Origin of the sequence: Pustulibacterium marinum (assembly GCF_900116665.1) — a bacterium.
In the GTDB taxonomy this organism is placed as follows: Bacteria; Bacteroidota; Bacteroidia; order Flavobacteriales; family Flavobacteriaceae; genus Pustulibacterium; species Pustulibacterium marinum.
Genome location: NZ_FPBK01000005.1, coordinates 123,666 through 136,656 on the forward strand (window position 1 = coordinate 123,666; position 12,991 = coordinate 136,656).

The following is a 12,991-nucleotide window of genomic DNA, read 5'->3' on the forward strand; positions in this document are numbered from 1 at the left end:
TGACACTCTATATGCTACTAATTTTTGTTTTATACATTTTTATATAGATGTTGTAGTTTGTTTAGCTTCGGCATAAACCTTTTGTAAGGTTTCGCGATGACGTACTACTTCGCCCAACACTATAATTGCAGGATTGCTCAAACCATTTTCTGCAACTACAGTTTCGATGGTATCTACAGTTCCTACGCCTATTTTTTCTTCGGGAGTAGTTCCGTTTTGAATGATAGCCACCGGCAATTCGTGTTTTCCTTCAGCTTTAAACAAACTTACAATTTGCGGTAGTTTGCTCATTCCCATCAAAATTACCACTGTTGCTGTAGATTTTGCTGCCAAAGCCACATCGTTCGAAATTTTATGCGACTTGGTAGTTCCTGTAATTACCCAAAAACTTTCTGAGCTGCCACGTTTGGTCAACGGTACGTTTTGATAAGCCGGTACCGCTAATGACGAAGAAATTCCTGGAACCATAGCTGTTTCTATTCCGTATTGTGCTGCGTATTCCATTTCTTCCGCTCCGCGGCCAAAAATAAACGGATCGCCACCTTTTAAACGCACTACATGTCCTTTAGTTTGCGCTCTTTGCACAATCAACTCATTAATTTGTTCTTGCTGATACGAATAGCAACCTTTACGTTTGCCCACAAAAATTTGTTCTGCTTGTGAGGCATACATCAACAATTCTGAATTTACTAAAGCATCGTACAATACCACATCGGCATTTTGCAATGCTTTAATCGCTTTTAGTGTAATTAAATCGGCATCTCCTGGTCCTGCCCCAACTACAGTTAATTTTGGTTTATTTTGTAGTATCATGTTGCAATTGTTTTGTTCTAAAAGCATCTACTTGCTTATAGAAAGTTTGCGCATCTAACAAGTACTGTTTTGCAAATGCTTCTGAAGGCTCGTTGTTATTGATTTGATAGGTGAACTCTGAAAAAGATGTCCCTAATTCAAATTCAGCACCAAAAATCTCTTCAAACTGCTTGATAATTCCCGCTTGTGTATTGGTTTTTACACTTTCACCCAACAACAAAGCTTTGGCAGAGTTTACTATTGCCGTATAGGAATGATAAATACTGTCTGCCCATTTTTGTTGGTTTAATGTATCTGTTGCGTTTTGTAATTTTTCTTCAGACTCAAATAATAGCGTAGCTACTAAATCTACTACCACACCAGCACACTCACCAACACCAACTGCTTTTACATACTCTTCGGTATGCCCCCAGTCTACAAAATCATTAGCGGTTAAGTTATCGGTATCTGCAAATGGCTTTAAGAAATCGTAAAAATACTTTTGCTCTTTTCTGTCGTAATACTCTAAAAACGATTCTGCTGTTTGTTGATTTGCTTTAAAATCATCTAAAATAGCACGTAATGCCTGCGGACCTCTTTTAGAAGGAACTTTGATTACTTTATCTGCAAAACGACCAGAACCGTTACCAAGCACACCACCACCCAACAACACTTGCAATGCCGGAGCTACCAATTTGCCTTGACGAATAGACATACCTTGAAAGCCTATGTGTGCCATATTGTGTTGCCCACAAGCATTCATACAACCACTAATTTTAATGGTTATGTCTTTATTATTTAAATATTCTGGATATTCTGCTTTAATCACATCTTCTAACACATCGGCAATACCTGTACTACTTGCTATACCTAAGTTACAAGTGTCTGTACCTGGACAAGCCGTTATATCTAGTGTAGAATTATAGCCTATAGCAGTAAAACCTAAAGCTGATAATTCTTGATAGAAAAATGGTAATAAATCTTCGCGTACGTTGCGCAACACTATGTTTTGACGTAATGATAAACGCAACTCGTTACCACTGTAATTTTTGACTAATGTTGCTAATTTTCTTGCCTCTTTAGTGTAAAAATCTCCTAGTTTAACTTTAATACCTATACCGAAAAAACCTTCTTGCTTTTGTGCAAAAACATTAGTTTGTAACCAAGCATTGTATTCTTTTTCATCTGCAATACTTACTTGCGGAGCTTCAATCTTTTTTAATGCTTCGTAATCTGCTTCAAAACCTTCGGTTTGTATAGGGTACGTTTGGTACGAAAGTGCTATTTTTTGCTCTTCAACTAAAGCTAGAAACGCTTCGAGACCTAATTCTTGCACCAAAAACTTCATACGTGCTTTTAAACGTTTTGCGCGTTCTCCATGACGATCAAAAACTCGTAACACACTTTCTATAAAAGGTATTAATTGATCTACAGGTAAAAATTCGTGTACCAATTCTGCATGATTTGGTTGTGAACCTAAACCACCACCAAGCATAACTTTAAAACCTCTTTGGTTGTCTTGTAACTTCGGAATGAACCCTAAATCGTGAATAAAAGACAAGGCTGAATCTTTATCGGAAGACGAAAAAGACATTTTGAATTTTCGCCCCATCTCTTGACACACTGGATTTCTTAGGAAAAACTGAAAAACAGCATGGGCATATGGCGAGACATCAAAAGGCTCTTCTGGGTCTATACCTGCTATTTCTGAAGCTGTAACATTCCTAACGGTGTTACCACAAGCCTCTCGTAATGTAACATCATTCTTCTCCAACTCTGCCCAAAGCTCTGGTGTTCTATCTAGACTTACGTAGTGAATTTGAATATCTTGTCGTGTGGTAATATGTAATCTTCCTCTTGAATATTCATCTGAAACATCTGAAATACGCAACAATTGGTCTCCATTTACTCTACCATAAGGCAATTTAATACGCACCATTTGTACGCCTTGTTGCCTTTGCCCATAGACACCTCTAGCCAATCGCAAACTGCGAAAACGCTCTTCGTCTAGTTTTCCTTCTTTGAATAATCGAATCTTTTTCTCTAATTCGATAATATCTTTTTCAACTATTGGGTTTTCTAATTCTGTTCTGAAACTTTGCATATTCTACTAATTCTATAGATTAATAGGTTTTTAAATGAAAAAATAAACAGACTTACATCTGTTTTTGAATACTGGTTACGATAAGTGAATACCACACTCTCGGTTTGAGTACACTTTTGTTGGATCGAAATAATTAAACTCGTTTGTTAATTTATGTTCTTGAATGTACTCGTATATTTCTTTATTGTTGTAATAGAAGAAAGGAGAAACCTTTAAGACTCCGTCTTTAGTAAAACTTAAAATATCTAATGAAGCACGATGCGCTGTTTGTGATTGTCTAATGTTAGAAAACCACACATCTGGTTTATGCTCATTCATTGCTCTACGGAAAGGTTCTAGCTTTACAATTTCTGTAAACAACTGATGCTTTTCATTTTCTGGCTCTGGTACACCATAGAAAAAGCTGATAAATTCTTTAGATAAATTAGGTTCATATTTTTTCACATTTAAACCCAATTGCTTTCTAGTTTTTTCTATGTGCTTATACGTGTCTTCGGTATTAAAACCAGTATCGCACCAAAGCACTGGCATACTTGGCATGACAGAAGAACATAAGTGTAATAAAGATGAAGAGTAAGGACCAAAATTTGATGTTATTACTGGTCGCTCTGCAAAACTTAGCACCCACTCTACAATTTCTCTTGGCGATTTGTCTTTTAAAATCGCGTTGTACTTTAAAATGTCTTCTGCTACTTTCATATCATTTGTAATTTTAAAATCTAATAATCCATAGGATTAGTAGATTATTAAGCAAACGTACATAAAATATTTGATACGCACGCAATTATAAAAATAAAAATTGCGTTAAATAATGAGATTTGTCATAATGCAAAAAAAAGCTGCACACTTTTAAGTTTTGTACAGCTTTTATAAATTATATTATGATAGGGCTTGATTGAGATCTGAAATAATATCGTCTACATGCTCTAATCCAATAGAAGTTCTTACCAAACCATCGGTAATACTCACCGCTAAACGCTCCTCTACAGACAATTTACTATGTGTTGTAGAAGCAGGATGCGTAACAATGGTACGCGTATCTCCTAAATTGGCAGAAAGGGAGCACATTTGTATTTTATTCAAGAAATTTCTACCGGCATCTATACCTCCTTTAATTTCAAAAGCTACAATATTACCGCCTAATCGCATTTGTTTTTTAGCAATATTATACTGCGGATGCGAAGGTAAAAATGGATATTTTACAGATGCTACATTTGGATGCGCTTCTAAAAACTGCGCTACTTTTAAGGCATTTTCGCAATGCTTTTCTACTCTAACCGATAAGGTTTCTAAACTTTTAGACAATACCCAAGCATTGAATGGCGACATTGCCGGACCCGTGTTACGAGCAAATAAGTAGATTTCTCGAATCAAATCTGCTCTACCAACAGCTACACCGCCTAAAACTCTACCTTGACCGTCAATCAATTTTGTTGCTGAATGCACTACGATATCCGCTCCGTGTTTAATTGGATTCTGAATATAAGGTGTTGCAAAGCAGTTATCAATTACCAATAACAAATTGTGTTTTTTGGCAATTTCGCCCAACAAATCCAAATCAATAATATCTACTGCCGGATTGGTTGGTGTTTCCGCATATATAATTTTGGTATTTGGTTGAATACAACCTTCGATAGATTCTGGTTCGTCTATCTTAAAATACGTCGTTTCAATATTCCACTTTGGCAAATATTTTTTAAACAACGAATGAGTAGAACCAAACACACTACTAGCCGACACAATATGATCGCCACTTTCTAACAAAGCCGCCAACGTGTTGTAAACCGCAGCCATTCCGGTTGCAAAAGCATACCCCGCTTCTGCCCCTTCCATCTTGCAAATCTTCTCTACAAATTCCGTGGTATTTGGGTTTGAGAAACGACTGTACAGGTTTTTTGGTTTTTCTTCAGCAAACGATGCACGCATATCTTCGGCATCATCAAACACAAAACTAGACGTTACATATAATGGTGTACTGTGTTCTGAAAATTGAGTTCTTTCGGATTGGGTTCTTACCGCTTCGGTTTCGAATTTATATTTTGAATCGCTCATAGCTTTTACTTTACAACTTAAAATTAATGAATATTTTTTTCCGCAAGGCGAAGAATATCTCCAAAAACTCCACGTGCGGTTACCGCAGCTCCTGCTCCTGCTCCTTGAATAACAATTGGATGTTCTCCGTAAGATTCTGTATAGATTTCAAAAATAGAATCGGAACCTTTTACCTGCCCTAATGCGCTTTCTTTTGGTACCGAAACCAATTTTACATCTAATTCTGCTCCGTCATCTTTAAACAAATCACCATGTAAATCGCCTACATAACGCAATACATGATTAGGTTTTTGTTGTTTTTTGATTGCATCGAACACCGGATTCAATTCTTCCAAACGCTCTAAAAACTCAGGAACGGTAGTGTCTTGCAAGTTTTCAGGAATTAAATTTTGAATGTTTACATCTGCAAATTCATTACGCAATTCCAATTCACGCGCTAGAATCAACAACTTTCTACCAACATCTACTCCGCTTAAATCATCACGCGGATCAGGTTCGGTATAACCGCTTTCGATAGCCACTTTCAACACATCGCTAAACGGTTGATCTGATTCTGAAAAAGTGTTGAATAAATAACTCAACGTACCGCTAAACACACCTTTAATTCTGGTTATATTTTCACCTGAATTGTGCAACAAACTAATGGTATCAATCAACGGTAAACCTGCACCTACATTGGTTTCGTATAAATATTTTTTCTGATATTGACTCAATACTTCACGCAGTTCCTGATAGAAATCAAAAGAAATTGTATTGGCAATTTTATTGGCTGAAACCAGATCGAATCCGTTTTTAACTAACGGAATGTAATTTTCTACAAAAGTTTTACTGGCCGTGGCATCTACAGCAATTAGGTTTCCTAAGTGCGCTTCGTCTACTAGTTGAATAATGCTATCAATGTTTTCATATGGTAAACCATTTTCGACCAAATCTTGTTCCCAATTACCCGTAATTCCAGCTGCGTTGAACAACACTTTTGTCGAGTTTACAATGGCCACAACATTCACCGCTAAATCTTTTCGGTCTAAAATATTCTGACGCGCATTGTTGATTTGCTCAATCAATGTACCGCCAACCGTTCCGCGACCAAAAATCACCAAATTCACTTTTTTAGAAATTCCGAAAATCTCTCCGTGAATGATATTGATAGCCTTTTTCACCTGCGAACGTTTTACCACCAAACTCACGTTTTTACCTGTCACCGTATTGTTTAACAGTAACGGTACAATTTGGTTTTTGATTAACGCATCGTACGGTTTATTAAAGGTTGCCAACTCTTGACCAACAATAGATATTACCGAAACTTGTGTATTTACATACACTTCGCTTACATCGTTGGTGTAAAAGTCTTGTTCAAACTCTGCTTCTAACGCTTTTTTGGCTTCAAAAGCATCTTTGGCGTCTACCACTAAACCAATTCCACGCTCGGAAGAACCTTGTGCAATAATACTTACGCTAATTTGTTTTGCTCCTAACGCTTTGAAAATACGAGCATCTACACCTGCTTTACCGAGCAAACCACGACCTTCTAAGTTGATTAAAGCCACATTCTCAAACGTAGAAACCGATTTGATTCCCGTTGCTTTACTCTCTGCATGAATTAACGTACCTTGATTTTTGGCGTTGAATGTATTTAAAATTCGTAGTGGAATATTCTTCTCTATTAACGGAATAATAGTTTTTGCATGCAGAATGTTTGCTCCAAAATTGGCAAGCTCGTTCGCATCTTCAAAAGACAGCTCTTTAATAATCTCTGCATCGCTCACCAAATCTGGGTTTGCAGTGAAAATTCCGTCTACATGTGTATAGTTTTGTAACTCTTCGGCATCTAAATAATTTGCCAATAAAGAAGCTGTGTAGTTACTACCATTTCTACCTAAAGTGGTAGTTTCTCCCGTTTCTGTAGCTGCTATAAAACCTGTAACCACATGCACTGTAGTACCGTTATGCTTTTCAAAGTGCTTCACTACATTTTCTTTAGAGAGTACATGGTTGGGTTGTGCATTACCAAACGTATTGTCTGTAACAATAAGCTGTCTACTATCAGAAAAAATAGCATTTACCCCTTTATCTTGTAATAGTTGCACAATGGTTTTTCCTGAAATAATTTCGCCTTGCGACAACACGTTGTCTTTAATCTTCTTGCTGTAATCGTGCAATAAGGCCACCCCTTCTAACAATTTGCTAATGGTTGAAAACTCTTCGGAAAGGTTAACATTGGCTACTGCTGTTTGATATGCTTTAAACTCTTCTAGTTCTTTTTGATATGCTTTACCTCTAGCTGCTTTTTCTAGCAAACTTTCTAATTGGTCTGTAGCTTTACCCCTAGCCGAAACCACCAATGCAATACGCTCTTTGGCTTCTAGTTTGGCTTGAATAATATTTATGGTGTTTTGTAATCCTTCTCCGTTTGCTAATGACTTACCGCCAAACTTTACAACTTTCATTCTTTTATATTTTGGTGTTGGAAACACCTTGGTGATTAATTTTTCTAATTGTTCAAATTCTATTAAAAAAGCATCATGCCCGTGTACAGACTTTATCTCGCCATAGGTTACATTGCTTCGGCTTTGTGCTAATTTTCTGTGTGTTTCACGATTTTCTTCCGCAGAAAAAAATAAATCGGAATCTACCCCAACAATATGAATATCGGCTTCTATTTGTTCAAAAACAGATGTATTTTCTTCCCTTCCTCTGGTAACATCTATAGTTTTTAACAGCTGATTCATTAATTTATATGCAGATACCTGAAAACGTTCTTGCAGTTTTTTACCATGATGCAACAACCAACTCTCTACATTAAAAATTTGCAAGTCGGCATTGGTGCTACGCTGAAATTTGGCTTTAAAAGAAGCTGGAGTTCTATAACACAACATGGCATGCATACGAGCATCGTGCACTGGGTTATTGCTATTGTTTAAAATTTGCTCTTGTATTTGGCAATTGGCAATTAACCAATCTGTAGCTTTCCAATCGGTCGCAATGGTAATTAAATGTTGTGTAATTTTAGGGTTTAGCGCACACATTTCCCAAGCTAAACCACCGCCTAAAGACCCACCAATAAGGGCATATAATTTTGTAATGGTTAATTGGGCTAACCCTAACAAAAATACTTTTGCCATATCTCTAGCAACAAAACTCTTGTAATGGTCTAGTACAAAACCATCAAAACCGTTGCCTGGTATGTTAAAAGAGATAATAGTATACACATCTGTATCTATACTTTTTTCTTTACCCACAAGAGCATTCCACCAACCCTCTTTGCCAGACACATTAGAGTTGCCTGTTAAAGCGTGGTTTATAAGCACTACAGGAGCTGTACCCAAAGGTTGCCCAAACTGCTGATAGCTTAATGGTATTACATCGAAAGTGTGATTACATTCGGTTGTAAATTTTTGAATATGTAGGGTTGTTAATTTGTTTTCCAAAACCAACTATACTTTTTGCATTAATAAATGTAAAGTATGTTATAGGGAAAAGCGAAGAAAAAAATCTTGATGTTATCTGCCCACAATAAATGCGGTAGAATGTAGCACCTTCTTCACAACGTGTAAAGGGTTGCTAAGGCTTCGTTGGGTCTATTCCCTCGGCCTTTCTTTATAACATAACAAAACGTAATAGAACTTTAATGGTGCAAAGTAACGAGATATTTAAGCAATAAACCAAATAATTACTCAAGTTTTTTAAACTGAAAATATTATGCTGTTTTTAATTTTTAATTTGAATTTGTTTTATACCTTTGCCACCCAAACGAGGATACATTTGACTGATTGCGACCTCAATAAAAAAATGCTAAAGCAGTAACACTACTCCTTTAGACCCGTCCTTTCAGCACAAATCATTCTTCTTTTTTAAAAATAAATTAGAGAAAAGATTATGTCGTATTTTTTTACATCGGAATCTGTTAGTGAAGGGCATCCTGATAAAATTGCAGATCAAATTAGCGATGCACTTATTGATAATTTTTTAGCTTTTGATCCAGAATCGAAAGTAGCTTGTGAAACCTTAGTAACTACAGGGCAAGTAATATTGGCGGGCGAAGTAAAATCGACCACTTATTTAGACGTTCAGCAAATTGCAAGAGACGTAATTAAAAAGATTGGGTATACCAAGAGCGCTTATATGTTTGAAGCAAATTCTTGTGGTGTGCTTTCTGCCATTCACGAGCAATCTACCGAAATTAACCAAGGTGTAGACAAAGCTACCAAAGAAGAACAAGGAGCTGGAGACCAAGGCATTATGTTTGGTTATGCTACAAATGAAACTGAAGATTACATGCCTTTGGCGTTAGATTTGAGTCATAAATTATTACAAGAATTGGCTGAAATCCGTAGAGAAAATAGTGAAATCACGTATTTACGCCCAGATGCTAAAAGTCAGGTTACCTTAGAATATAACGATGACAACAAACCTGTTCGTATTGCAACCATTGTGTTGTCTACTCAACATGACGACTTTGATGAAGAGCAAGCTATGTTGGCTAAGATTAAGGAAGATATTAAATCAATCTTAATCCCAAGAATCATTAAAAAACATCCACAATACGCACATTTATTTAATGATGAAATTACGTATCACGTAAATCCAACCGGTAAATTTGTTATTGGTGGCCCTCATGGCGATACAGGTTTAACAGGTAGAAAAATTATTGTAGATACTTACGGAGGAAAAGGAGCGCACGGTGGTGGAGCTTTCTCTGGAAAAGACCCAAGTAAAGTAGACCGTAGTGCAGCATATGCCACAAGACATATTGCTAAAAACCTAGTTGCTGCTGGTGTTGCCGATGAAATTTTGGTACAAGTTGGTTACGCTATTGGTGTTGCAGAACCTATGGGTGTTTATGTAAATACCTACGGAACTAGCAAGTTAACTATTTCAGATGCTGAAATTGCTAGAAAAGTAAGTGAGTTGTTTGATTTAAGACCTTATTTTATTGAGCAACGTTTAAAACTAAGAAATCCTATTTATAGTGAAACTGCGGCTTACGGCCACATGGGAAGAAAACCACAAACTGTAACCAAAACGTTTACTTCTCCAAGCGGAGAAACAGTTACTACAGAAGTTGAATTGTTCACTTGGGAAAAATTAGACTACGTAGACCAAGTAAAAGAAGCGTTTAGTTTATAAAACCATTGTTATGAAAAGAATAGCTGTTTTTTGCGGTTCCAGTTCTGGGAACGACCCTGAGTTTGAAAGTCAAGCTTATGCTTTGGGTGCTTTTTTAGCTGACCAAAATATTGGTTTGGTTTATGGCGGATCTAAATTAGGATTGATGGGAGCTACAGCAAACGGCTTTTTGGACAACAATGGAGAAGCAATTGGTGTGTTGCCTACTTTTTTAGCTGAAAAAGAAATAGCACATCCAAAACTTACCGAAATACATTTGGTAGAAAGTATGCACGAGCGCAAAGCCATGATGAATGAACTTTCAGACGGAGTGATTGCTTTACCAGGCGGTTTTGGAACTTTGGAAGAACTGTTTGAAATGCTTACTTGGGCGCAATTAGGATTGCATCAAAAACCAATTGGGATATTGAATCTGAATGGTTATTATGATGAATTAGTTTCCTTTTTTGATACCATGGTTGACAAAAAACTTCTAAAACCTGAGTACCGACAAATGGTTTTAGTTGACAGTAGTTTTGAAGCGTTGTTTGCTAAAATGCAAGCGTATCAAGCACCAACGGTCACTAAGTGGATTACCAAAGACAAAACATAATTCTATTTTTAAAATATTTTATAACATAAAAAAGGCTTCAGAATTTCTGAAGCCTTTTTTGTTATTTGTGTTCGCTTATCTCACAATATTCCTTGTCCCATTTCACTAATTCATACATAATAGGCAATAAAGCTTTCCCTCTTTCTGTTAAAGAATACTCTACTCTCGGAGGAATTTCTTTAAATTCCTCTCTAAAGATAACTTCATCCTGTTCTAACTCTTTAAGTGTAGTAGTTAAAACCTTTCTAGAAATACTACCAATAGAAGCATGTAACTGACCAAAACGTGCTGTTCTTTCCCTCAAGGCATAAATTACAATAGGTTTCCATTTTGTACCCAAAATAGCCATTGATCTATGCATTGGACAATCACTATATCTAAAGCCTTCATTTTTCATTATTAGTTACTTTAAGGTTACTAGAATAAAACATCAATAGTTACAAATATAAACTATTGTTAGTTACTTTTTGATACTTATAATATCATAAATATATTTAGTATGAATTTAGATACATTGTTTTCCCCGTTTCAATACAAAGGATTAACCCTTAAAAATAGGTTTGTTATGGCTCCAATGACCAGAGCTTTTGCTACTGATGGGATTCCTAACCAAGAAATTGCCAATTACTATAAAAGGAGAGCGCTTGGTGAGGTTGGTCTTATTCTAACTGAAGGTACTGTAGTTAATAGGCCAGCTTCTAAAAACCTGAAAGATATTCCTAATTTCTATGGAACTGAATCTCTTGAAGGATGGAAAAACGTAGTAAACACGGTACATAAAGAACAAGGAAAAATTGCGCCACAAATATGGCATGTAGGAAATACAAAAGCGGGTGACTGGTTACCGGAAGCTCCATTAGAAAGCCCAGATACCATGACTATTAAAGATATAGAAAACACAATTCAGGCATTTGCAGAAGCAGCCAAAAATGCAAAGAATTTAGGTTTTGATGCTTTAGAAATACATGGAGCTCATGGTTATTTAATAGATCAATTTTTCTGGGAAGGAACTAATAACAGAGAAGACAGCTACGGAGGAAAAACATTAAAAGAGAGAAGTAAGTTTGCTGTAGATGTTGTAAAAGCTATGCGTGAAGCTGTAGGACCAGATTTTGTAATCATTCTTCGTTTATCGCAATGGAAACAACAAGATTACACTGTAAAATTGGCTCATACGCCCAAAGAACTTGAAGATTGGATTATTCCACTAACAGATGCAGGAGTAGACATATTTCATGGATCTCAACGTAGATATTGGGAACCTGAGTTTGAAGGTTCTCATCTAAATTTTGCAGGATGGCTGAAAAAGATATCTGGACAACCAAGTATTACGGTAGGTTCTGTAGGTCTTTCTAGTGATTTCATGGGAGTTTGGACTGGCCAAGGAAGCCAAACAAATGGTATTGAAGAGCTAATTGAAAGACATCAAAAAGGAGAATTTGACCTCGTAGCCATAGGAAGATCTATATTACAAGATCCAAACTGGGTTAAAAAGGTTAAAAATTCGCAATTTGAAGCATTAGAATCTTTTTCTGCTCAAAGCCTACAAACCCTTTCTTAAAAAAAAAAGCCCCGATGATGTATCATTCGGGGCTTAAAATTTATTCTTTGTTACTTTTAGTCTATTGTTACATGACCCCAGTTTTCACCGGTTTTGATTCTGTACAACTGCATTTCAGAAACTCCAAATTGCTTTGCTAGAATACGTAAACGCGTTCTTCTGTTTGGATCTAGTAATTTTTTCTTAAGAATTTTTACTTTTCCTTCTGTTAGTTTAGAATATTTGATTCGGTCTCCTCTATCTATATTCTTGAACTCCGGATTAGAGAATTGATGTAATTCTTTTTCTCTTTTAGTAGCCCACTTTAAGTTTTCAACTTTGTTGTCTTTCTTGTGGTAATCTAAGTGAATCACATATTCTTTTCCTTCTTCTTTCTCCAAAAAGTGCTCCGCAACTAGTTTGTGGATGTAACGGGTAGTAAACTTATTTACTTTCTTCTTGGTCTTGGCTTGTTTTTCTTTAACGAACTCAGGATCTAGACGTACTGTCAATTTCTCGTAGCCGTTAACGTACTTTGGGGTAACCAATTTCTCTTCATCTCCACGGCAGTCTTTAATTCTTCCATAGTTGGAAATTTTGAATTTTTCAGACTCCGCTACCTTGTCATCAAACTGAAGATCTTTCCAGTCTTCATTCCAATAGTTTCTAATCATTTAAATAAGGGTTTGTAGAGTTAAAACTTTTAATTTCTAACAACATTAAAGGGGATTGTTGTTTAAATGTTATGCTAATATAACACTTTAAAAGTAAAAACAAGCGACGA

Annotated in this window: 10 protein-coding genes and 1 riboswitch; of the genes, 3 read left to right on the plus strand and 7 right to left on the minus strand. The window is 36.2% G+C overall.

From position 1 onward, the window contains the following. Positions 1 to 39 precede the first annotated feature (39 nt). From cobA to thrA, 5 genes are all read right to left on the minus strand, one after another. The gene (gene cobA, locus BM383_RS08970) at positions 40 to 813 is read right to left on the minus strand and encodes a uroporphyrinogen-III C-methyltransferase (RefSeq protein WP_093024796.1); all 774 of its coding nucleotides are present in this window, start codon (positions 811 to 813) and stop codon (positions 40 to 42) included. Then, positions 797 to 2,896, minus strand: a complete 2,100-nt coding sequence (locus BM383_RS08975) for a HEPN domain-containing protein (RefSeq protein ID WP_093024797.1) — start codon at positions 2,894 to 2,896, stop codon at positions 797 to 799. The genes cobA and BM383_RS08975 overlap by 17 nt, the downstream gene beginning before the upstream one ends. 75 nt (positions 2,897 to 2,971) lie before the next feature. After that, the gene (locus tag BM383_RS08980; protein ID WP_093024798.1) at positions 2,972 to 3,595 is read right to left on the minus strand and encodes a phosphoadenosine phosphosulfate reductase domain-containing protein; all 624 of its coding nucleotides are present in this window, start codon (positions 3,593 to 3,595) and stop codon (positions 2,972 to 2,974) included. 180 nt (positions 3,596 to 3,775) lie between these two features. Next, positions 3,776 to 4,948 (minus strand): trans-sulfuration enzyme family protein, encoded by a 1,173-nt coding sequence (locus BM383_RS08985; protein WP_093024799.1) that lies wholly within the window; start codon positions 4,946 to 4,948, stop codon positions 3,776 to 3,778. Positions 4,949 to 4,971: 23 nt separating this feature from the next. Next, the gene (thrA, locus tag BM383_RS08990) at positions 4,972 to 8,376 is read right to left on the minus strand and encodes a bifunctional aspartate kinase/homoserine dehydrogenase I (protein ID WP_093024893.1); all 3,405 of its coding nucleotides are present in this window, start codon (positions 8,374 to 8,376) and stop codon (positions 4,972 to 4,974) included. Between the two features lie 69 nt (positions 8,377 to 8,445). Further along, a riboswitch (SAM riboswitch) is annotated at positions 8,446 to 8,554 on the minus strand. Positions 8,555 to 8,824: 270 nt separating this feature from the next. Here thrA and metK point away from each other — a divergent pair. Both metK and BM383_RS09000 read left to right on the plus strand, forming a co-directional pair. Further along, positions 8,825 to 10,075: a methionine adenosyltransferase gene (metK, locus tag BM383_RS08995; RefSeq protein WP_093024800.1), complete on the plus strand. Its 1,251-nt coding sequence runs from the start codon at positions 8,825 to 8,827 to the stop codon at positions 10,073 to 10,075. Positions 10,076 to 10,085: 10 nt separating this feature from the next. Continuing rightward, positions 10,086 to 10,667: an LOG family protein gene (locus BM383_RS09000; RefSeq protein WP_093024801.1), complete on the plus strand. Its 582-nt coding sequence runs from the start codon at positions 10,086 to 10,088 to the stop codon at positions 10,665 to 10,667. Between the two features lie 61 nt (positions 10,668 to 10,728). Here BM383_RS09000 and BM383_RS09005 read toward each other — a convergent pair whose 3' ends face one another. Then, positions 10,729 to 11,064: a winged helix-turn-helix transcriptional regulator gene (locus BM383_RS09005; RefSeq protein ID WP_245766559.1), complete on the minus strand. Its 336-nt coding sequence runs from the start codon at positions 11,062 to 11,064 to the stop codon at positions 10,729 to 10,731. 102 nt (positions 11,065 to 11,166) lie between these two features. Here BM383_RS09005 and BM383_RS09010 point away from each other — a divergent pair, with 102 nt between their 5' ends. After that, positions 11,167 to 12,228: an NADH:flavin oxidoreductase gene (locus BM383_RS09010; RefSeq protein WP_093024802.1), complete on the plus strand. Its 1,062-nt coding sequence runs from the start codon at positions 11,167 to 11,169 to the stop codon at positions 12,226 to 12,228. 56 nt (positions 12,229 to 12,284) lie between these two features. On the opposite strand, the gene BM383_RS09015 is transcribed toward BM383_RS09010, so the two are convergent. Continuing rightward, positions 12,285 to 12,881 (minus strand): HNH endonuclease family protein, encoded by a 597-nt coding sequence (locus tag BM383_RS09015; protein ID WP_093024803.1) that lies wholly within the window; start codon positions 12,879 to 12,881, stop codon positions 12,285 to 12,287. Positions 12,882 to 12,991 lie beyond the last annotated feature (110 nt).

Excerpts from the sequence above, each read along its gene's own strand:
- cobA (WP_093024796.1), bottom strand. The coding sequence starts at position 813 with ATGATACTACAAAATAAACCAAAATTAACTGTAGTTGGGGCAGGACCA.
- BM383_RS08975 (WP_093024797.1), bottom strand. The coding sequence starts at position 2,896 with ATGCAAAGTTTCAGAACAGAATTAGAAAACCCAATAGTTGAAAAAGAT.
- BM383_RS08980 (WP_093024798.1), bottom strand. The coding sequence starts at position 3,595 with ATGAAAGTAGCAGAAGACATTTTAAAGTACAACGCGATTTTAAAAGAC.
- BM383_RS08985 (WP_093024799.1), bottom strand. The coding sequence starts at position 4,948 with ATGAGCGATTCAAAATATAAATTCGAAACCGAAGCGGTAAGAACCCAA.
- metK (WP_093024800.1), top strand. The coding sequence starts at position 8,825 with ATGTCGTATTTTTTTACATCGGAATCTGTTAGTGAAGGGCATCCTGAT.
- BM383_RS09000 (WP_093024801.1), top strand. The coding sequence starts at position 10,086 with ATGAAAAGAATAGCTGTTTTTTGCGGTTCCAGTTCTGGGAACGACCCT.
- BM383_RS09005 (WP_245766559.1), bottom strand. The coding sequence starts at position 11,064 with ATGAAAAATGAAGGCTTTAGATATAGTGATTGTCCAATGCATAGATCA.
- BM383_RS09010 (WP_093024802.1), top strand. The coding sequence starts at position 11,167 with ATGAATTTAGATACATTGTTTTCCCCGTTTCAATACAAAGGATTAACC.
- BM383_RS09015 (WP_093024803.1), bottom strand. The coding sequence starts at position 12,881 with ATGATTAGAAACTATTGGAATGAAGACTGGAAAGATCTTCAGTTTGAT.